We start from the raw sequence: 19,878 nt of genomic DNA on the forward strand, positions 1-19,878 counted from the left end.
TGTGGCGTTCGGTGCGTCAGACGCACCGAACGCCACATTGGGGCGCATGGGCCTCACCTCTGGACCCGACGGCGGCGGCGCCGGGCGCGGGCGGTACCGTGCCGCCGCGGGCGGGTTGGCAGTTGCGGCACCCCGCGGAGGCCGCACCTGGGTGAGGAAGGTCAGGTTTGAGCGCGCACACCTCCCAGATGGACGACATCAGGCTCGTCGCGCAGCCCAGTGCGCTGCCGGTCACCGAGCTGTTCGTCCGCCTGATTCTCACGGACTGGTCCCTGCGGCCCATGCTGGAGCAGACCACCGCGGCCGCCAGACGGCTGGTCGAAGCCGTGATCGAGGCCGGCAACCCCAAGGCGCCGTCCTTCGTGACGCTGCGGCTGCGGCTGACCGCCGAGGTGCTGGTGGTCGAGGTCGACGACGACGTCCCCGGCCTGCCGGAACCGAAGGCCGGACCCGGCGAGCGCGTGGGCGTCGAACACGGCGTGGGCGGCGCGCGCACGACCTGGTGCGAGCTGGCGCTGCCCGGCGGGATGAGCGCGCGCCAGGTGCGCCTGCCGCGCCGCCAGGACCGCCGGACCCTGGTCGACGAGCCGGTTTCCGGCGACCCGGTCGCCGCCGACCCGCAGGTGCTCGAGCGCCTGCTGACCCGGCTGAGCGGCTGGTCCGCCGACGGCTGACGTGCGCACCCGGCCCGTCCTCGTCGTCCTCTACGACGGCGTCCGCCTGCTCGACGTCTCGGGCCCGCTGGAGGTCTTCGCCGAGGCCAACGAGCACGGCGGCCGCTACGGACTGCGGACGGCGTCGCCCGGCGGCACCGACGTCCGCACCGGCACCGGGACGCGGCTGGGTGCCGACCTCGACCTCGCGGCGGCGGATCCCCGCGACGCGACCGTGCTGGTGCCCGGCGGTCCCGAGTGGGCCCGCACGATCGCCGACGCCGATCTGATCGCCCAGATCCGCCGGCTCGCCGACGGCGCGGCCCGGACAGCGTCGGTCTGCGCGGGCGCGTTCGCGCTGGCCGCGGCCGGTGTCCTCGACGGCAGGCGCGCCACCACGCACTGGGACCTCACCGACCAGCTCGCCCGCCGCTTCCCCCACGTCCACGTCGACGGCGACGCGATCTTCGTCAAGGACGGCCCGGTCATCACCTCGGCCGGCGTCACCTCCGGCATCGACCTCGCGCTGGCGCTGGTCGAGGAAGACCTCGGCGCGGAGGTGGCCCGGCTGGTCGCCAAGCACCTGGTCGTCTTCCTGCAGCGCCCGGGCGGTCAGTCGCAGTTCAGCGTGCGCCTGGAAACCGGCCGCCCGCGCACGGAGCTGCTCCGCGGTGTCCTGGACGCCGTCGCGGCCGATCCCGCGGGCCCGCACACCCTCGGCGACCTGGCGGCCCGCGCCGGCGTCAGCACCCGGCACCTGACCCGCCTGTTCCGCGAAGAGCTCGGCCGCACCCCGGCGCGGTTCGTCGAGCAGGTCCGGCTGGAGGCCGCCCAGCAGCAGCTGGAGCGCACGACCGACCCGCTGGACGTCGTGGCGCGCCGCGCCGGCTTCGGCACCGCGGAGACGTTGCGACGCGCTTTCGTGCGCAACCTCGGGGTGCCGCCGAGCGACTACCGCGCCCGCTTCCGGACCACCGGCATCGCCTGAACGCTTCCGGCCGCGGATCCGTGCACCAGGCAGGGGAAGTGCGTGGACCGGAGGAGGAAGCCGCCGTGCGGATCGTGATCGCGGAGGACGACGCCCTGCTGCGGGAGGGGCTCGTGCTGCTCCTGCGCAGCGAGGGTTTCGACGTCGTCGAGGCCGTCGACCACCCGGGCGACCTGGTGGCGTCGGTCGTCGCGGCGGCGCCGGACCTGGCCGTCGTCGACGTCCGCCTGCCGCCGACGTTCACCGACGAAGGGCTCCGCGCCGCCCTCGAAGCGCGGCGCCGGGTGCCGGGGCTGGCGATCCTCGCGCTGTCGGCGTTCGTCGAAGACGGTTACGCGGGCGACCTCCTGGCCGCGGGCGGGGGCGGCGCCGGCTACCTGCTCAAGGAGCGCGTCGGCAAGCCCGACGAGTTCCTCGACGCCCTCCGCCGGGTGGCGGCCGGGGGCACGGTGCTGGACCGCGACGTCGTGGCGGTCCAGCTGGCCCGGCGGCGGCCCGGCGACCCGGTGGCCGCGCTGACCGACCGCGAGTGCGAGGTCGTCGCGCTGCTGGCCGAAGGCCATTCGGTGCCGACGATCGGCCGCCTGCTCGGCATCGGCACCGCGGCCGCCCGGCAGCACGCCGGGGACGTCAGCGCAAAGCTGCGCGTCCCCGACCACGGCATGCTCAGCTATTTACGAGCGTGAGCAGCTCCGCCTGCTTCTCCCGGTACCGGGCCACGTTGGCCAGCTTGACGTCTTCGTAGCCGCGCACCAGGTCGGGCAGCTCGGCCAGCGCGAGCACCCGCGCCCGGTCGGCGGCACCGGCGTCGAACGCCCGCAGGATCGTGCCGCGGTAGTCCTCGACCAGCTCGCGCTCGACCCGCCGCACCTCGGCGCGGCCGAACGGGTCGAGCCGGGTGCCGCGCAGCTTGCGCAGCGCGTGCAGCAGCCGGAACGCCGGGCGGAACCACGGGCCGAGGCTGATCTTGCGCTTCATGCCGAGCGCGCGCAGCACCGGCGGGTGCAGCCGGTAGGCGTACTTCGTGCCGTCCCCGAACTGCTCCGCCAGGCCACCGGTGAACGCCGGGTCCAGCGACAGCCGCGCGACCTCGTACTCGTCCTTGTACGCCATGAGCTTGTAGAGGTGCTTCGCGACGGCCTCGGTGATCTCCGTCGGCCCGTCCTCCAGGACCCGCACCCGCTCGACGAACTCGGCGTACGCGCGGGCGTAGCGCTTGTCCTGGTAGGCGACCAGGTCCGGGATCCGGACGTCGAGCAGCCGCGCCAATTCGGAGCCGGGCTCGGCGTGCACCAGCTTGCGCACGGACGGCTGCGTGACCTTGCGCTCCGGCTTCGGAGCCGTCGTGAGGGCTTCGGGTTCGGCCACGAGCTGACGGCCGCGGCGGAACGCCTGCAGGTTCGCGGCCACCGCGGTGCCGTTCAGCTCGATCGCGCGCTCGATCACCGCGGCCGGCAGCGGGATCGCGCCGGTCTGGTACGCGGCGCCGAGCTGGAGGACGTTGGCGAACTGGTCGTCGTCGAAGAGCTCCTCGGCGAGGCCGCGGGCGTCGAGGGAAACCGTGCGCGCGGCCGCGGCCTCCAGCGGGGCGAGGACGCTGCCGGGCGCCGGGAAGGACACGGTCGTGTCGACGACCATCCGGCCGGTCGGGACCTCCGTCGTCGAAACGACCGCGGTGGTCCGCGCGGCGTCGGCCACGGCCAGGTTCGTCGCGTCCGCGCCGACGAGCGCGTCGCACGCCAGGTAGAGGTCGCACTCGCCGGCGGCGAGCTTCGGGGCCTGCTCGACCGGTTCCGCCGTCACCTTGAGGTCGGAGACGACGGCGCCGCCCTTCTGCGCCAGGCCGGTCTGGTCGAGCGTGCGGACGTGGCGCCCGTCGAGCACCGCCGCCGTCGCGAGGATCTGCGTCACGGTGACCACGCCGGTGCCGCCGATGCCGGTGATCCGCACGGTGAAGTCCGTGCCGGCCATCGCGGGCGCGGGGATCGCGTCCGCGGCCAGCTCGGTCAGCTTGCGCCGCTGCTTCTTCCCGGTCGGCACCACGGTGACGAACGACGGGCAGTCGCCGGCGAGGCAGGAGTAGTCGACGTTGCACGACGACTGGTGGATCGTGGTCTTGCGGCCGAACTCGGTCGCCACCGGCTGCACGGACAGGCAGTTCGACTTCGTCCCGCAGTCACCGCAGCCTTCGCAGACGCGCTCGTTGATCACCACGCGGGTCGTCGGGATCGGCTGCTTGCCGCGGCGGCGCTTCCGGCGCTTCTCGGCCGCGCACTCCTGCTCGTGGATCAGCACCGTGACGCCCTTGACGGCGGCGAGTTCCTCTTGCGCGGTCAGGAGTTCGGTGCGGTCGAGCACCTCGACGTCGGCGGGGAGCTTGCGGCGCCGCAGCTTCGCGGGCGCGTCGCTGGTGATCACGACCCGCTTCGCGCCCTCGACGAGGAGCAGTTCGGCGACCTTCTCGACCGGCAGCCCGCCGACCGCGTCCTGGCCGCCGGTCATCGCCACGGCGGAGTTGTAGAGCAGCTTGTAGGTGATGTTGACGCCGGCCGCGACCGCCGCGCGCACCGCGAGGCTGCCGGAGTGGGTGAAGGTGCCGTCGCCGATGTTCTGCACGAAGTGGTCGGCCTCGACGAACGGCGCCATGCCGATCCACTGCGTGCCCTCGCCGCCCATCTGCGTCACGCCGAGGACGGTGCCGACCTGGTCGGGCTCCATGAACAGGGCCATCGTGTGGCAGCCGATGCCGCCGCCGACGAGCGTGCCCTCCGGGACCTTCGTCGACGAGTTGTGCGGGCAGCCCGAGCAGAAGTACGGCGTGCGCGCGAGCAGCGGCACCGAGATGCGCTCGCGGCGACGGCGGCCGCGGTAGGCGTCGACCGGCGGGATGCCCTCGGGCAGCCGCCGGGCCAGCCCGGCCGCGATGCCGTCCGGGTCCAGCTCGCCGAGCTCGGTGAACAGCGTGCGGCCGTCGCGGTCCTTCTTGCCGGTGACCGCGGGGGCGCCGGGAACGCCGTAGAGGACTTCCTTGAGGGCCGTCTCGATGAACGAGCGCTTCTCCTCGAGGACGACGATCTCCTCGAGCCCGTCGGCGAATTCGCGGACGATCGAGGGCTCCAGCGGGTGGATCGCGCCGAGCTTGAGCACGCGGATGCCGTACTTCGCCAGTGCGCCCGCGTCGAGGCCGAGCGCACGCAGCGCCTGCTGGAGGTCCAGGTAGGACTTGCCGGCGGAGACGATGCCGATCCGGTCGGCGGGCCCGCGCGCGGTGATGCGGTTGATCCCGCTCGCGCGCAGGTACTCGGTGACCAGCGGCAACCGGACGGTGAACAGGCTGCGTTCCAGCTCGGCGAGGCTGGTGCCGAGCAGCCGCGAGGTCGGGGTGTGCCGGTACGCCCGCTCGATTTCCGGCGCGGTCCACTGTGGACTCACGGTGGCGGTGCCGGACGCGTCGGCGACGTTCGCGACGACCTTCAGCGACGTCCACACGCCGGCCGCGCGGGACAGCTCGACCGCGTGCATGCCGAGGTCGAGGACGTCCTGCGAGTCGACCGGGTAGAGGATCGGGATCGCCAGGTCGGCGAGGGCGAGCTCGGACGCGCAGGGGACGGTCGAGGACTTCGCGTTCGGGTCGTCGCCGACGAGCGCGACCGCACCGCCGCGCGGGTCGGTCCCGGCGAGGTTGGCGTGGCGCAGCGCGTCGGAGGCGCGGTCGAGGCCGGGGGCCTTGCCGTACCAGAACCCGGTGACGCCGCGCTGCCCGCCGGCGCCCGCGACGAGCTGGCTGCCCATCACCGAGGTCGCGGCCAGCTCCTCGTTGAGGCCGGGCCGGTGCACGACGTCGTGCTTCTCCAGCAGCGTCGAGCGGCGGCCGAGTTCGAGGTCGTACCCGGCCAGCGGCGAGCCCTCGTAGCCCGAGACGAAGACGGCGGGGTCGCCACCCCGGGCGCGGTCGTGGCGGACGCGGTCGAACAGCAGCCGGACCAGGGCCTGCACCCCGGTCAGGTGCACGATTCCCGCTTCCCGCAGATAGCGGTCCTCGAGCGTGAACGTCGCCACGGCGGCTCCTCTCGATGTGCTTCCGGGCACAGTGCGACGCCGGCCACAGCGACGCAACAGGTGTTGGCGTTCCGGGACTCTATACGCAAACTTCGGAGGCCCTGCGCTCCGGCTGGCTCGGAATTTTGCGCGGAGTTAGGCTCCTGCGCATGCCCGAAGAGCTGCTCGACGCGACCGACCACGAGATCCTCGGCCTGCTGCGCGAGGACGCCCGCCGCACGCTGTCCGACATCGCCGGCCGCGTCACGCTCTCGACGGCCGCGGTCAAGCGCCGCATCGACCGGCTGCGCGAGACCGGCGTGATCACGGGCTTCACGGTCCAGGTCGACCACGCGAAGCTGGGCTGGGGCATCGAGGCGTTCACGGAGCTGCGCTTCGTCGGCAACACGAAGGTCGCGGAGATCCTGCGCACGACGACCCGCATGCCGGAGGCCCAGGCGGTGTTCACGATCGCGGGCGACCCGGACGCGCTGGTGTGGCTGCGGGTGCGCGACATGGCGCACCTGCAGAAGACGATCGACGAGATCCGGCGGCACCACCAGGTGACCGGGACGAAGACGTTGATCGCGCTGGAGTCGTGGTCCCGGGGCACCTGAGGTGCTGGTGACGCTGGCCCGGCGGCCGGACCTGGCCGAGGCCGTCTACGCCATCCCGTACCCGCCCGGTTCGCCGGCGTTCATGGCGGGCAGCCTGGCGAGCCTGCTGGTCCGCGGCCGCCGGGTGGCCCGCCGCTGGCCGCACCTGGTCGTGGCCTTGCTCGACGGTGAGCGGCCGATCGCGCGCGGGATCATGGTGCCGTTCCGCGGCCGCGGGTCGCTGCCCGCCCGCGGCTGGGACGAAGTGGCGGTGTGGGCCGCGGAGGACGCGCTCGACGACGTCGTGCCCGACACCGCGTGCGCGCTGGAGATCGCGGTGCACCCGGACCACCAGGGCCGCGGCCACTCGGGCACGGTGCTGGCCGCGATGCGCGAAGCCGCGGCGGCGGCCGGGCTGGAATCGCTGGTGATCCCGGTCCGGCCGCCGGACAAGGCGGCGGTGCCGTCGAAGCCGATGCGCGAGTACGCCGCCGAGACCCGCGCGGACGGGTTGCCCGCCGACCGCTGGCTGCGCACCCACGTCCGCGCGGGCGGCCGCATCGAGGCGATCGCCCCCTGTTCGGCGACGGTCCAGGCCCCGCTGGCGGACTGGCGCCGCTGGACCGGCCTGCCGTTCGACCGCGACGGCGTGGTGACGGTCCCGGGCGCACTCGCCCCGGTGTTCGTCTCGGCGGCCGAGGACTTCGCGGTCTACGTCGAGCCGAACGTCTGGGTCTCGCACCGGCCAGCCGCGCGAAGCTAGCCGCGCAGCAGGACGCCGGACGTGCGCTCCCGCTCGAAGAAGAACTCCGGCCACTCCAGCCCGTCCGGCGGTGCCTGGATCGCGGCCGCCCGGCGCCGGAGTTCGTCGAGGTAGTTCGTGTCCAGGATCGCGCGGGCCGACAACGGTTCGCGCAGCAGCGTGTCCGCGGGACCTTCGTACAGGTACGCGTCCACGCCCGGGAAACCCCGGGTGCCCGGCGGGTAGTCGCGGTTCACCGGGAACGTCGTCGTGTCGAGCCCGCCCAGCCAGGAGTCCTTCAGCGGCACCAAAGCGGGCCACGATCCCAGCCGCCGCTCGAGCCGCGCGTTGTCCACGGTGAACCCGCGGTGGTCGGCGACGACGTACGCCGCACCCGGGTGCGCGCGCTCCAGGCGGGCGACCGCGCCGCTGCCGCCGTCGTGCGTCAAGTGCCCCAGGCCGAACAGCATCAGGACCTTCCGGTGCTTCTGCAGCACCTGCGTCTCCACCACCGAGGCGATCGTCGTGTCGCGGTCCAGGAACGGCTCCAGGTCCGCCGGGGCCCGGACGCGGCTCCAGTCGATCGGCGGGTCGCACGCCAGCACCCGGATCTTCTTCGCGGTGGGCAGCGTCGTGTTGACCTGCCGGACCAAGGCGAACAACTGCTCGTAGAACGTCGAGAACCCGCAGCTCGGCTGGGTCGTGTCACGCCAGACCCGGCTCACGTCGGGGACGTCGCCGCCGGCGGTGTAGTCGTCCAGCAGCGGCTGCAGCCGCGAATTCCCGCACTCCACGGCGATGTCGTTCACGCGGCCGGGGAAGCGCGGGTCGCGCACGAGGTCGGCCAGGAACGTCCCGACGTCCGGGCTGGACTTCGCGACGATCGAGTGGTCGTCGAACGCGGCCAGGAAGGCGCCCGCGGCGTCGGCGGGCGGGTGGGACTGCCCTGCGTCCGCCGGCGCGGCGAACAGGGTGACGGCCGCCAGTACGGCCAGGAAGAGTCGCATCGAAGCTCCATGACTAGTTCCCCCACTGTCCTACGACTGTAGGACAACTCGGCCAGCATTTAGCCCGGCCCCGACGGTTGTCAAGACCGGGTCAGTGCCGGAACGCCTCCGCGAGCCACCACGAACCGCCGTCGTCGGCGATCTTCGCGTCGATCACCAGCGGCGAGGTCCGCGGGCCGGCCAGCCAGTCGCGCACCGCGAACAGGTCCTCGGCCGACCGGACCGTCACGCCCGCGCAGCCGAAACCGCGGCCGATGGCGGCGAGGTCGGAGTCGGGGAAGCGGACCGTCGTCATGTCGGCGTCGCCGAAGTGGTGGATTTCCGCGCCGTACGCGGCATCGTTGTAGACGACGACCACCAGCGGCAGCTCCAGCCGCACCGCGGTGTCCAGTTCGGACAGTGCCATGTGGAACCCGCCGTCGCCGGTGCCCAGCACGGGCAGGCGGTCCGGGCGGGCGAGTGCCGCGCCGATCGCCGTGCCCAGGCCCAGCCCGATGCTCTGGAACGCCTGCGTGAAGCAGAAACCCTGCTCGTCGGGCACGGAGAGGTACGCGCTCGGGTAGCCCATGAAGTTGCCCGAGTCGATCGACACGATCCGCTCGGCCGGCAGCAGGTCGTCGAGGAGCTTGCTCAGCGTCCGCGGGTCGATGCGCCCGCCGCGGGACAGGTCCTCGTGCTCGACGTCGTTCCAGCGCCCGGCCGCGATCCGCGCGGCGACGTCGTCGGTGCGGTACCCCTGGCGCTCCTCCGCCACGGCCAGCACCTCGGCCGCGGTGCCCGCGACGTCGCCGACGACGCCGAGGTCGACCGGCCGGTGCGCGCCGAGGGCCGCCTGCTCGACGTCGACCTGCACGAGCTTCGCGTGCGGGCTGAGCAGCTTGCCGTGCCGGGTCGTCCACGTGTTCAGCGCGCAGCCCCAGCCGACGACGAGGTCGGCGCCGAGGATCAGCTCGGCGGTCGTCGGCGACGCGAACCCACCGGAAATGCCCATCGCGAACGGGTCGCCGTGGAAGAGCCCGTGCGCCACGGCGGACGTCGCCAGCAGCGCGCCGCACCGCGAAGCCAGTTCCCGCAAGGGTTCCCGGCTGCCGCGGGCACCGCGGCCGGCGATGAACACCGGCCGCTCGGCCGCCGCGAGGAGGTCCGCGAACCCGGTCACCGAGGCGGTGTCCGGCCGGACCGCCGCGGGCCCCGGGACGGCCGGCAGCGCGGGGGACGCGGGCGCGGGTTCGGCCTGGACGTCGAGCGGGAGGTTCAGCACGACCGTCCGCCGCTGCTGCCGCGCGGTCCGGAAGGCCCGCACGGTGTCGGCGACCGCGCTCGCGGCCGAGTGCACGCGCTCCGGCACCGCGCCGACCGCCGCGGCCAGGCCGTCCTGGTCGACGCGGAAGTTCGACAGCACCGACGCCCCCGCGGAGTCGGCGGTCAGCACGAGCATCGGCGTCCGGCTCTTGGCGGCTTCGGTGATCCCGGTGACGGCGTTGGTCAGCCCGCAGCCCTGGTGCAGCGACAGCACCGACACCTTCCCGCTCATCCGGGCGTAGGCGTCGGCCATGCTGGCCGCGCCGCCCTCGTGGCGGGCGGCGACGAACCGGACCCCGCCCGCGCGCAGCGCGTTCGTCACCTCGAAGTTGCCGCTGCCCACCACGCCGAACGCCGTGCCGGCGCCGAGGTTCGCGAGGGTGCGGCCGACGAGCTCGGCGACGTTCACCGCTCCACCAGCGCGAGCACGCGGGCCGGGCTGCCGGAGCCGCCGACGATCGGCAGCGGCGAGACCACCAGCATCGTCCCGGTCGGCGGCAGCGAGGCCAGGTTCCGCAGCTGCGTCAGGCCGTGCTTGCCCGCGCCCAGCAGGAGTTCGTGGCACGGGAACATCGGCTCGAGGGCGGGCGCCTGCCCCGCGTCGGTCCCGACGGTCTCGACGCCGAGCCCGGTGATCGGCGTTTCCCCGGCGAGCCACCGCGCGCACTCGGGCGAGACGCCGGGGGAGTGCGACCCGGTTTCGTCGGCGTTGAGGAAGCCGGCCTGGTCCTCGCTGCGCGCGTCCCAGCCGGTGCGGTAGAGCAGCCAGCCGCCGTCGGGCAGCGGCCCGTGCTCGGCCGTCCACGCGCGGACGTCGTCGACCGACAGCAGGAAGTCCGGGTCCTGCGCCGCCCGCGCGGAGAAGTCGAGGACGACGGCGGGCGCGACGAGCGTCTTCAGCGGCACCTGCGAGACGTCGTGACCGTCCTTTCCGGACACCCAGTGGACGGGTGCGTCGAGGTGGGTGCCGGTGTGCTCGCCGGTGTGGATGTCGTTCCAGTACCAGCGCGGGCCGCGCTCGTCGTAGCGGCTGATCTCCTCCAGCCGGAACGGGATGGTGTTGGCGAACGGCTCCGGCAGCTGCAGGATCGGCGTGCTCGAGCTCAGGGGCGCGGTGAGGTCGACGATCTCGATCGCCCCCGACGTGATCGCCTCGCCCAGTCCGTCCAACAACGACATGCCTGCCTCCCGGTGCCGGTGTGCGTCTCGGTCGAGACCCTATGCCCGCGGGCGCCCGCTTGACAGCGCCGTGCTTCCCGGTGTTGTCTTACTGACCTAGGACAGTAGGAGGCCGGGTGATCGAGTTCGTCCTGGACGGCCGTTCCCGGGTCGCCACGTACATGCAGCTCGTCGTGCAGGTGAAGCAGGCGCTGCGGGTCGGCCTGCTGCGCCCCGGCGACCAGCTGCCGAAGGTCCGGGACGTCGCGCAGGACCTGGCGATCAACCCGAACACCGTGCTCAAGGCCTACCGCGAGCTGGTCCTCGAGGGCCTGGCCGAGGGCAGGCCGGGGGTCGGCACGTTCGTCACCGGCGATCTGGCCGGCCCGTCGCTGGGCGCACAGGCGCAGCTGCGGGACGAGCTCGTCGGGTGGCTGGAGCGCGCCGAAGCGGCGGGGATGACGCCGGACGACATCGCGGCGCTGATCGAGACGACGATGCGCGGGACAGCGGCACCGCGCGGGTGAGTGGGGGCCGAACGTGGAGCTGGCGGTGGAAACCCGCGGGCTGGGCAAGCGGTACGGGCGCACCTGGGCGTTGCGTGACTGCGCGCTCGCCGTCCCCGCCGGGCGGATCGTCGCGCTGGCCGGCCCGAACGGCGCCGGCAAGACCACCCTCCTGCACCTGGCCGCCGGGCTGCTGCGGCCGGACTCGGGCGACGTGCGCGTGTTCGGCCACCCGCCCGCCGCCGCGCTCCCCGAGATCGGCTTCGTCGCCCAGGACACGCCGCTCTACCGGGACTTCACCGCGGCCGAGCTGATCACCATGGGCGGCAAGCTGAACCCCCGCCGCTGGGACGCCGCGCCGGCCCGCGAGCGGCTCGCCGCGCTCGGCGTCCCGCTCGACCGCCCGGCCGGCAAGCTCTCGGGCGGGCAACGCGCGCAGGTCGCCCTCGCGCTCGCACTGGCCAAGCGGCCGCGGCTGCTCCTGCTCGACGAGCCCATCGCGAGCCTGGACCCGCTGGCCCGCCGCGAGTTCCTGCGGACGCTGATGGGCGCGGTGGCCGAGGACGGGACCACCGTGCTGCTGTCGTCGCACCTGCTGATCGACCTCGAACGCACCTGCGACCACCTGGTCGTGCTCCAGGACGCCCGCGTCCGGCTGGCCGGGCCGGTCGACGAGCTGCTCGACGCGCACCGCACGGTCGTCGGCCCGCGGGCGGGCAGTGACGAGATCGCGGGCGTCGCCCAGGTCATCCGCGCGCACCACTCCGAACGCCAGGCGACGCTGCTGGTGCGCCGCGCCGGCCCGATCGATCCACTGTGGACGGAACACGAGGTCGGCCTGGAAGACCTGGTGCTCGGCCACCTCGCCGCGGAGGTGCCCGCGTGCTCTGGCTGACCTGGCGCCGCCACCGCAAGCCCGCGCTGTTCGCGCTCGTCGCGTCCGGCCTGCTCGCCGCGGTCATGGTGCCGACCGGGCTGGCGATGCGCGCGAAGTTCGACGCCTTCGGCCTCGGCTCGTGCCGGGCCGCGCTCGGGACGACGTCGATGATCACGCAGACCGAGGCCGTGGCGCGGTGCGAGAGCCTCGGCCACGAATTCCAGCGGGAGTTCGGGAACCTGCAGTTCGTCGCCGTCCTGTTCGTGGTCCTGCCGGCCCTGGTCGGCGTGTTCTTCGGCGCACCGCTGGTGGCCCGCGAGATCGAGCAGGGCACCCACCGTCTGGTGTGGACACAGAGCGTGAGCCGGCTGCGCTGGGCGCTCACGACGTTCGGCGTGACCGGCGCCATCACGGCCGTGCTGGCGACCGGCTACGCGCTGGGCGTGTCGTGGTGGTTCGAGCCACTGGTCGCCGCGAGCACCGGCCGCCTCGCGTTCCTCGCGTTCGACGTCCAGGGGATCGTGCCGGTCGCGTACACGCTGTTCGCGCTCGCGCTGGGGATCTTCGCGGGCACGTACCGGCCGCGCGTGGTCCCGTCGATGGCGCTCGCACTGGCCGGGTACGCCGTGGTCCGCGTCGCGGTGGAGGTCCTCGCCCGCCCGCGCTACCTGCCGGCCGAACTGCTGACGTTCCCGCCGACGGGCACGCAGACCCCGAACCCGGCGTCGGGCGACTGGATCCTGGCCCAGGACGTCCACGACGTCACGGGCCGCCTGGTGCTGCCGGAAGCCCGGATCGGCCCGTGCCCGCCCGGGCAGTGCGCCGCGGGCGACGTGACCAACTGGCTGGAATACCAGCCGGGGGACCGGTTCTGGACGTTCCAGGGCATCGAGACCGCGATCTTCGCGGTGCTGACGGCGGCGCTGGTCTTCTTCGCGATCCGCCGGATCCGCACCATCGCCTGACGCACCGGCACCGGCGAACGGCGGATTCACCACGTTGTATCTGACCGGTAGAACGCCGCGCTCCGCGCCCGGAAGGTCTGCGGCTACAGCTCGACGACCTCCGCGGGCACTGCCGATGTCCACAGTGGACAGCGCGCGGGTGGTGCAGTTCGGCGACACCGGGACCGCCGACCACCTCTGGCGGCTGCGCTAGCGCTTGACGCCGACGATCCCAGCCACACACTTCGCCGAGCCGGACAGCGGGGTGAGGCGGGGCCCGTCCGGCCACCACTCGTCGCACACGGCCAGGCCCGGCGCCGAAGTGGCGTTGGGCTGGACGAACTCGAGCCCCGGCAGCATGCCTTCGATCTCGGCGCGGGTGCGGAACCGGCCGGCGCCGAGCGGGCCCTGGACCAGGATCTGCTCGATGCGCTTGGCGATCTCGGTCAGCTCCGGTACCTCGGGGTCGAAGAAGTGCGAAAGGACCACGTACGAGCCCGGGGCGAGCGCGTCGATGTACGCGCGCATGACGTCGACCACGCCGTCGCCCTCGAAGTGGTGCATCGTGCCGACGTGCAGCAGCGCGACCGGCTCGGTGAAGTCGATGTGCTGGCGCACATCCTCGTTCCCCAGCACCGCTTCGGGCTGGAAGATGTCCGCTTCGACCATGTGCGTGAAGTCGTTCTCGACGAGCAGCGCGCGGCCGTGCGCGAGGACCACCGGGTCGTTGTCGACGTAGACGACCGTGTGGTCCTTGTCGATGCGCTGCACGATCTGGTGCGTGTTCTCCGCCGTCGGCAGGCCGGAGCCGCAGTCGAGGAACTGCCGGATGCCGGTCTGCGCGGCCAGCATGCGCAGCGCCCGGTTGTGGAAGCCGCGGTTGCCACGGGCGATGTCGACCGCTTCGGGGACCGCCGCGCGGATCTTCTCCATCACGACGCGGTCGACCTCGTAGTAGTTGTTGCCGCCGAGGAATCCGTCGTAGATCCGCGCGATGCTCGGCCGGTCGGGGTGGACTCCCACCGGCTTCTGGCTCGGGGACAGCGTCTCGGACATGGCGACCTCGCAGGACTTCGGCGGGTGGCGGTGCGCAACCCAGCGTAGTAGGTCGCGTCCGGGCGGTGAAGGCGAGGTCAGCCGCTGGGGCGCAGCCGCTGGTCCGGGATGTCGTCGCGGGCCCGGGCGGCGCGTTCGCGGCGCAGCCGGGCGAGGTGCTGCTCGATCCGGCGGTCCAGGTCGCGCGCGGCCTCGGACAGTTCTGTCAGGTCGCGGCGGGACCAGGGGTGGCCGATGGCCCCCGGGTCCACTTCGTCCCCTGCCCTGTCCACTCCGGCACCTCCCGCGTCGGTTCGTGTTCCGTCCGCTCATCGGCGTTACTGCCCCGATGGGGCCTCGCCAAAACACGGGCCGTCGTGACGCCGGGCACCTCGTGCCGCCGTCGGAGTGGACCGGGCGCCGATTCCCTGGTGTCAATTCTGACCAGGTGGTAGAAATCTGGGCAGAGCCCACCGTGACTTCAGGAGCTGGGGATGAGCGACCTTTCCGTGCAGCTGTACTCGGTCCGCGACGCCTTCGCGGCCGACCCCGCCGAAACCCTGCGGCGGCTCGCCGCGATCGGCTTCACGCAGGTGGAGCCCTACGGCGTCGTCGAGAACGCCGAGGCCCTGCGGGCCGGGCTGCCCGCGAACGGCCTGAGCGCGCCGACCGCGCACGCCCGCCTGCTCGGCGCCGACCAGGCGGCCGTCTTCGCCGCGGCCGCCGAGCTGGGCATCGGCCTGGTGATCGACCCGCTGGTCAAGCCCGAGCAGTGGCAGGACCCGGCGGACATCGCGGCGACGGCGGAGGCGCTCAACGCCGCCGCCAAGCTCGCGGCCGAGCACGGCGTGCGCGTCGGCTACCACAACCACTGGTGGGAGCTGGAGTCCCGGATCGGCGGCCGCAGCGCGTTCGAGGTCTTCGCCGAGCAGCTCGACCCGGCCGTGGCGCTGGAGGTCGACACCTACTGGGCCACCGCCGGCGGCGAGGACGCCCCCGCCCTGCTGCGGCGCCTCGGCGACCGGGTCCGCGCGATCCACGTCAAGGACGGCGGCCTGGCCACCGACGCCACCGGCCAGCTCCCCGCCGGGCAGGGCCGGGTGCCGATCGCCGGCGTCCTGGCCGCCGCGCCGGACGCGCTGCGCGTGATCGAGTTCGACGCCTTCGACGGCGACCTGTTCGAAGCCATCGCCGCCAGCCACGCCTTCCTGACCGGCGCCGGCCGGTGACCGGCGGCCCGGTCGGCGTCGGGTTCGTCGGCGCCGGCGTCATCAGCGGCACCTACCTCGAGAACCTCACGAGCTTCCCGGACGTCCGCGTGCTCCGGATCGCCGACCTCGACACGGAGCGGGCGGCGGCCCGCGCGGCCGAGTACGGCGTCCCGCGGTCGGGCACGGTGGCCGAGCTGCTCGACGACCCGGACGTCGAGCTCGTGGTCAACCTGACCGTCCCGGTCGCACACGTCGACGTCGGGCTGGCCGCGCTGGAAGCGGGCAAGCACGTCTGGGCGGAGAAGCCGCTCGCCCTGGACCGGCAGACCGGCCGCAAGCTCCTCGATCGGGCACGGGAGAAGAACCTGCGCGTCGCCAGCGCGCCCGACACCGTCCTCGGCGCCGGGCTGCAGACCGCGCGCCAGGCCCTCGACGCGGGCCGGATCGGGCGGCCGCTGACCGCGCTGGCGCTGTTCCAGGTGCCCGGGCCGGAGAGCTGGCACCCGGCGCCGGAGTTCCTCTTCCAGGCCGGCGGCGGGCCGCTGCTGGACATGGGCCCGTACTACCTGACGACGCTGGTGCAGCTGCTCGGGCCGATCCGGCGGGTCACCGGCGCCGGCGGGCGGGCGCGCGACACCCGCGTCATCGGGTCCGGGCCGCGCGCCGGGACGGAGTTCCCGGTGACCGTGCCGACCACGGTGACCGCGCTCGTCGAGTTCGCCGCGGGCGGCTCCGCGCAGCTCGTGCTGAGCTTCGACTCGGGCCTCAAGCGCACCGGGTTCGTCGAGCTGACCGGCACGCTCGGCACCGCCGTGCTCCCGGACCCCAACCGGTTCGACGGCTCGACCGTGCTGCACCTGACCGGCCACGCCGAACCCGAGGAACTGGCGCCGGCCGGGCACGCGGCGTCCCGCGGGACGGGCGCGCTGGAGCTGGCGCGGGCGATCCGGGCCGGGGTGCCCGAACGCGCGTCCGGCGACCTGGCCTACCACGTGCTCGACGCGATGCTGGCGATCGAGGAGTCCTTGACGCGCGGGCAGACCGTCGAAGTCGCGAGCACCGTCGAGGTCCCGCCGGCGCTGCCGCCGGGCTGGGACCCGTACGCGAAGACCCTCTAGACCGGGACGGTGAGCAGGTTCTGCAGGTAGAAGCGCAGCGAGCCGACCAGGTCCACGTCGCCGGGCACGGTCAGCCACTGCACCTGGAGACCGTCCATCAGCGCGATGAACGTCAGCGCCGCCACTGCGGGTTCGACGCCGGCCCGCAGCTGGCCGCGGGCCGCCAGCACCTCGAACGACTCGTGCACGCCCGCGCGGGCGGCCCGGTAGTGGCGCCGGAAGTAGTCGTGCGCGGGGTGGTCCGGCGCGACCGCTTCGGCGGCCAGCCGCGAGTACAGGTCGACGATCCCGGGGTGGCGGACGTTGTGCTCGGCGAGGGCGACGAAGTGGCGCAGGACCTCCAGCCCGGCCGGCACCCCCAGCTGCTCGCGCTCGGAGTCGTCGGCGTCGCGGCGTTCGAGCACGGCGGCGAGCAGCGCTTCCTTGGTGGGGAAGTGGTAGAGGAGGCCGGCGTGCGAAATGCCGACGCGCTTGGCGATCTCGCGCAGCGACGAACCGTGGTAACCGAGCTCGCCGTACGCCACGGCCGCCGCCGTGATGATGTCCTCGCGGCGGATCCGGCCCTTCAGGTAGCCCCCGGTCACGGGGTCGCGGTGGTCTCGGCGGCGTGCACGGCACCATCATGCCGCAGCGGCGGTTCGCACAAACAGCGTGAGCGTCCGAACAAATCGGTTGTGCGAACGAGCGGGACTTGCAAGCATCGCGGGGTGAAGAGCGCGGAACGGCAGCGGGTGATCGTGGAGCGGCTGCGCGACGCCGACCTGGTGGGTGTCGCCGAGCTGGCCTCGGCGACCGGCGCGTCGGAGATGACCGTGCGCCGCGACCTCGACAACCTGGCCTCGCGCGGCGTGCTGCGCCGGGTGCACGGCGGCGCGGTCCCGGCGTCCCCGTCCGGCGTCGAGCCCCCGTTCGCGGCCCGGGCCACGGCGGCGGTCGCGGCGAAGCGGGCCATCGCGGCCGCGGCGGCGGAGCTGATCCGCGACGGCGAGACGATCGTCCTCGACAGCGGCACGACTGCGCTGGAACTGGCACGCCTGCTGCGCGAGCGGCCGGTGACGGTGATGCCGCTGTCCCTGCACGCGGTCCGCGAGCTGGCCGACGCGCCCGGCGTCCGCCTGCTGCTGCCCGGTGGCGAGCCGCGGCCGGGGGAGCAGGCGCTGGTCGGCCCGCTGACGCTGGCTTCGCTGCGGGCGCTGCGGTTCGACGTCGCGGTGCTGAGCCCCTGTGCGTTCGGCGTCGAGGACGGGCTGACCGCGTTCGACCTCGCCGACGCGGAGGTCAAGCGGCAGGCGCTGGCGGTGTCGGCGCGGACGATCGTGCTCGCCGACGGCGCCAAGTGGGGCCGGGCCGCGCTCGCCCACGTCTGCCCCGCCGAGCGCCCGGACGTCGTGATCACCGACCCGGGCGCTCCCGAAGCCCAGCGCGCGGCGCTGACCGAACGCGGCGTGCTGGTGCACGTCGCCGTCCCCACCACCACGGAGAGCCGATGACGACCGCCCCGCCCCGCCCGCGCGCCGCCCGGTTCGCGACCTTCATGTTCTTCGGCCTCAACGGGTTCGGGATGGGCATGTGGGTGGTGCACATCCCGAACGTCGAGCGCGCGACCGGCATCTCGCACACCACGCTGGGCGCGTTGCTGCTCGTGCTCGGCGGCGCCGCGTTCGCGGGCATGCAGGTGGCCGGCCCGCTCGTCGACCGCCTCGGCCACCGGCGGCTCGTGCCCGCCGCGGGGGTGTTCCTCGGCCTCGCGCTGTGCGCGCCCGGCTTCGCGGATTCCTGGTGGGCGCTGGGTCTCGGCCTCGTGCTGTTCGGCTTCGGCAACGGCGCCATCGACGTCGGCATGAACGCGCACGCGGTCGTCGTCGAGCGGGCCTACCCGCGCCCGATCATGGCGGCGTTCCACGCGATGTGGTCGATCGGCGGCGCGATCGCCGCGGTCATCGGTGCCGCGACGCTCGGCGCGGGCGTGCCCACCGGCGTCACGCTCACCGGCACCGGCCTGCTGTGCGTGCTGCTTTCCCTGGTGTCCGCGCGGTTCCTGATGGAGCCGTCCGACGCGCCTTCGGCCGTTTCGGAGGAGCCGGAAGCGGCGCCGGCCCGCCGCCGCACCCCGGGTCGCGTGGTGTGGCTGCTCGGCCTGCTGGCGCTCGCGCTCATGCTGTCCGAGGGCGTGGCGAACGACTGGGCCGCGCTGCACATGGAAAAGGTGCTCGGCACGTCGGCGTCGACCGCGGCGTTCGCGTACGGCGCCTTCGCGGTGGCCATGACGACCGGCCGCTTCCTCACCGACCGCGTCGCGGCCTGGGCGGGCCCGGCGGCGATCGTCCGCTACGGCGCAGCGCTCGCCGCGGTCGGCCTGACGATCGCCGCGGCGGCCCCGTGGGTCCCGGTGTCCCTGGTCGGCTGGGCACTGTTCGGCCTCGGCCTCTCGGGCGGCGTCCCGCAGCTGTTCACGGCGGCGGGCAACCTGGACACCCGCGCGTCGGGCGCCCTGATGGCCCGCGTGGTCGGCCTCGGCTACGTCGGCCTGCTGGCCGGCCCGGCGGTGATCGGCGGCCTGACCCACTGGCTGCCGCTGAACGTGACGTTCGCGCTGCCGGTGATCCTCTGCGTGCTGGCGGCGTTGTCCGCGGGGGTGCTGAGCCCGAAGCCGGAACCGGCGGAGCAACCCGTCGGCTAGGGGTGGTGGGTCACCGCCTCGTGCGCCCGGTCCGCGCCCGCGCTCGGTTCGGTGTGGACGGTGACCGCGGTCAGCCGCGGGATCGTGTGCACCAGCCGGTGTTCCACCTCGTGCGCCAGCGCGTGCGCGGCTTCGACCGTCAGCTCCGCCGCGACGGTGACGGCCAGCTCGGCCCGCAGCTGGTGCCCGATCCACCGCATCCGCAGGTCCCGGGTGCCGAGCACCCCCTCGACGGCCCGCGCGGTGCGTTCGGCCAGCTCGACCGAGGCGGGGTCGACGGCGTCCAGCAACCGCCGGAACACCTCCTTGGCCGCGTCGCGCAGGACGAACAAGATCGCGACGGTGATGCCGAGCCCGACGACCGGGTCCGCGATCGGGAACCCGAGCGCGACACCCGCCGCCCCCGCGACGACCGCGAGCGACGTGAAGCCGTCCGCACGCGCGTGCAGCCCGTCGGCGACCAGCGCGGCCGAGCCGATCTCGCGGCCGACCTCGATCCGGTAGCGCGCGACCAGCTCGTTGCCGGCGAACCCGACCACCCCGGCCGCGGCGACCACCCACGGGTGTCCGACCGGCGCCGGGTGGAGCAGCCGCACCACGGATTCGTACCCGGCGATGGCCGCCGAAGCGGCGACGACCAGCACGACGACCACTCCGGCCAGGTCCTCGGCGCGCCCGAGCCCGTAGGTGTAGCGCCGGGTGGCGGCCCGGCGGCCGAGCAAGAACGCGACGCCGAGCGGCACGGCGGTGAGCGCGTCGGCGAAATTGTGGACGGTGTCGCCCAGCAGCGCCACCGACCCGGTGACCAGCACGAGCCCGAGCTGCACGACGGCGGTGACGAACAGCGCGGCGAAGGACCACACGAGCGTCCGCACCCCACGCCGGCTGGTCTCGAGGGCGTGGTCGACGCGATCGCTGCTGTCGTGGCTGTGCGGGCGCCACCGCGAGTGGCCGTGTCCGTGTCCGGTCATGGCGGAAGTCTATCTGCGCATACACGCAGATACGCAAGTAGTAGGGTTTCGC

The 19,878-nt window shown here is 73.8% G+C and carries 20 protein-coding genes; 12 read left to right on the forward strand and 8 right to left on the reverse strand.

Annotated elements, in window-relative coordinates; translation table 11 throughout:
• The first annotated feature begins 167 nt into the window (after positions 1-167).
• The 3 genes from ACLJQM_RS10110 (at position 168) to ACLJQM_RS10120 (ending at position 2,327) form a co-directional block, all read left to right on the forward strand.
• Positions 168-674, forward strand: coding sequence for an ATP-binding protein (locus ACLJQM_RS10110; protein ID WP_247021881.1), 507 nt, complete (start codon positions 168-170; stop codon positions 672-674).
• A gap of 1 nt (position 675) precedes the next feature.
• Positions 676-1,641: a GlxA family transcriptional regulator gene (locus ACLJQM_RS10115; protein ID WP_410630898.1), complete on the forward strand. Its 966-nt coding sequence runs from the start codon at positions 676-678 to the stop codon at positions 1,639-1,641.
• Positions 1,642-1,706: 65 nt separating this feature from the next.
• The gene (locus ACLJQM_RS10120; protein WP_247025074.1) at positions 1,707-2,327 is read left to right on the forward strand and encodes a response regulator; all 621 of its coding nucleotides are present in this window, start codon (positions 1,707-1,709) and stop codon (positions 2,325-2,327) included.
• Here ACLJQM_RS10120 and ACLJQM_RS10125 read toward each other — a convergent pair.
• On the reverse strand, positions 2,308-5,700 hold the full coding sequence (locus ACLJQM_RS10125) for an indolepyruvate ferredoxin oxidoreductase family protein (protein ID WP_410630899.1): 3,393 nt from the start codon (positions 5,698-5,700) through the stop codon (positions 2,308-2,310). The genes ACLJQM_RS10120 and ACLJQM_RS10125 overlap by 20 nt on opposite strands.
• A gap of 149 nt (positions 5,701-5,849) precedes the next feature.
• Here ACLJQM_RS10125 and ACLJQM_RS10130 point away from each other — a divergent pair, with 149 nt between their 5' ends.
• Complete coding sequence (locus tag ACLJQM_RS10130; protein ID WP_247021884.1) at positions 5,850-6,296, forward strand: Lrp/AsnC family transcriptional regulator; 447 nt, start codon at positions 5,850-5,852, stop codon at positions 6,294-6,296.
• A gap of 7 nt (positions 6,297-6,303) precedes the next feature.
• On the forward strand, positions 6,304-7,038 hold the full coding sequence (locus tag ACLJQM_RS10135) for a GNAT family N-acetyltransferase (RefSeq protein WP_410630900.1): 735 nt from the start codon (positions 6,304-6,306) through the stop codon (positions 7,036-7,038).
• Here the strand turns inward: ACLJQM_RS10135 and ACLJQM_RS10140 are convergent.
• The 3 genes from ACLJQM_RS10140 to ACLJQM_RS10150 all read right to left on the reverse strand — a co-directional run bounded on the left by ACLJQM_RS10140 (position 7,035) and on the right by ACLJQM_RS10150 (position 10,505).
• Positions 7,035-8,024: a hypothetical protein gene (locus ACLJQM_RS10140; protein WP_410630901.1), complete on the reverse strand. Its 990-nt coding sequence runs from the start codon at positions 8,022-8,024 to the stop codon at positions 7,035-7,037. The two genes, ACLJQM_RS10135 and ACLJQM_RS10140, sit on opposite strands and share 4 nt — an antisense overlap.
• Positions 8,025-8,115: 91 nt before the next feature.
• Positions 8,116-9,735, reverse strand: a complete 1,620-nt coding sequence (locus ACLJQM_RS10145) for a thiamine pyrophosphate-binding protein (protein WP_410630902.1) — start codon at positions 9,733-9,735, stop codon at positions 8,116-8,118.
• The gene (locus tag ACLJQM_RS10150) at positions 9,732-10,505 is read right to left on the reverse strand and encodes a cyclase family protein (protein WP_360771600.1); all 774 of its coding nucleotides are present in this window, start codon (positions 10,503-10,505) and stop codon (positions 9,732-9,734) included. The genes ACLJQM_RS10145 and ACLJQM_RS10150 overlap by 4 nt, the downstream gene beginning before the upstream one ends.
• 116 nt (positions 10,506-10,621) lie before the next feature.
• On the opposite strand from ACLJQM_RS10150, the gene ACLJQM_RS10155 reads away from it, so the two are divergent.
• From ACLJQM_RS10155 to ACLJQM_RS10165, 3 genes are read left to right on the forward strand one after another with little or no spacing between them, the layout of a single operon-like run.
• Positions 10,622-11,011, forward strand: coding sequence for a GntR family transcriptional regulator (locus ACLJQM_RS10155; protein ID WP_360771597.1), 390 nt, complete (start codon positions 10,622-10,624; stop codon positions 11,009-11,011).
• A gap of 13 nt (positions 11,012-11,024) precedes the next feature.
• A complete protein-coding gene (locus ACLJQM_RS10160) occupies positions 11,025-11,885 on the forward strand; it encodes an ABC transporter ATP-binding protein (protein ID WP_410630903.1) in 861 nt (286 codons plus the stop codon).
• On the forward strand, positions 11,873-12,832 hold the full coding sequence (locus tag ACLJQM_RS10165) for a transporter (protein WP_410630904.1): 960 nt from the start codon (positions 11,873-11,875) through the stop codon (positions 12,830-12,832). Before ACLJQM_RS10160 ends, ACLJQM_RS10165 begins: the two co-directional genes overlap by 13 nt.
• A gap of 189 nt (positions 12,833-13,021) precedes the next feature.
• On the opposite strand, the gene ACLJQM_RS10170 is transcribed toward ACLJQM_RS10165, so the two are convergent.
• Positions 13,022-13,867: an SAM-dependent methyltransferase gene (locus ACLJQM_RS10170; RefSeq protein ID WP_410630905.1), complete on the reverse strand. Its 846-nt coding sequence runs from the start codon at positions 13,865-13,867 to the stop codon at positions 13,022-13,024.
• A 77-nt stretch (positions 13,868-13,944) separates the two neighbouring features.
• Positions 13,945-14,139 (reverse strand): hypothetical protein, encoded by a 195-nt coding sequence (locus tag ACLJQM_RS10175; RefSeq protein ID WP_360771586.1) that lies wholly within the window; start codon positions 14,137-14,139, stop codon positions 13,945-13,947.
• Positions 14,140-14,340: 201 nt separating this feature from the next.
• Between ACLJQM_RS10175 and ACLJQM_RS10180 the strand changes: the two genes are divergently transcribed.
• Together ACLJQM_RS10180 and ACLJQM_RS10185 are read left to right on the forward strand one after the other, a co-directional pair.
• A complete protein-coding gene (locus tag ACLJQM_RS10180) occupies positions 14,341-15,075 on the forward strand; it encodes a sugar phosphate isomerase/epimerase family protein (protein ID WP_410630906.1) in 735 nt (244 codons plus the stop codon).
• Positions 15,072-16,175, forward strand: a complete 1,104-nt coding sequence (locus ACLJQM_RS10185; protein WP_247021897.1) for a Gfo/Idh/MocA family protein — start codon at positions 15,072-15,074, stop codon at positions 16,173-16,175. Before ACLJQM_RS10180 ends, ACLJQM_RS10185 begins: the two co-directional genes overlap by 4 nt.
• Here the strand turns inward: ACLJQM_RS10185 and ACLJQM_RS10190 are convergent.
• The gene (locus ACLJQM_RS10190) at positions 16,172-16,759 is read right to left on the reverse strand and encodes a TetR/AcrR family transcriptional regulator (RefSeq protein WP_247021898.1); all 588 of its coding nucleotides are present in this window, start codon (positions 16,757-16,759) and stop codon (positions 16,172-16,174) included. The genes ACLJQM_RS10185 and ACLJQM_RS10190 overlap by 4 nt on opposite strands.
• A 123-nt stretch (positions 16,760-16,882) precedes the next feature.
• Between ACLJQM_RS10190 and ACLJQM_RS10195 the strand changes: the two genes are divergently transcribed.
• Both ACLJQM_RS10195 and ACLJQM_RS10200 read left to right on the forward strand, forming a co-directional pair.
• On the forward strand, positions 16,883-17,665 hold the full coding sequence (locus tag ACLJQM_RS10195; protein WP_360771577.1) for a DeoR/GlpR family DNA-binding transcription regulator: 783 nt from the start codon (positions 16,883-16,885) through the stop codon (positions 17,663-17,665).
• Entirely contained in the window at positions 17,662-18,855 is a 1,194-nt protein-coding gene (locus tag ACLJQM_RS10200; RefSeq protein ID WP_360771574.1) for an MFS transporter, read from the forward strand. Before ACLJQM_RS10195 ends, ACLJQM_RS10200 begins: the two co-directional genes overlap by 4 nt.
• Here the strand turns inward: ACLJQM_RS10200 and ACLJQM_RS10205 are convergent.
• Positions 18,852-19,826, reverse strand: coding sequence for a cation diffusion facilitator family transporter (locus ACLJQM_RS10205; protein ID WP_360771571.1), 975 nt, complete (start codon positions 19,824-19,826; stop codon positions 18,852-18,854). The genes ACLJQM_RS10200 and ACLJQM_RS10205 overlap by 4 nt on opposite strands.
• Between the last annotated feature and the right edge of the window lie 52 nt (positions 19,827-19,878).

It is taken from the genome of Amycolatopsis sp. cmx-4-83 (assembly GCF_046548815.1).
Classification (GTDB): Bacteria; Actinomycetota; Actinomycetes; order Mycobacteriales; family Pseudonocardiaceae; genus Amycolatopsis; species Amycolatopsis pretoriensis_A.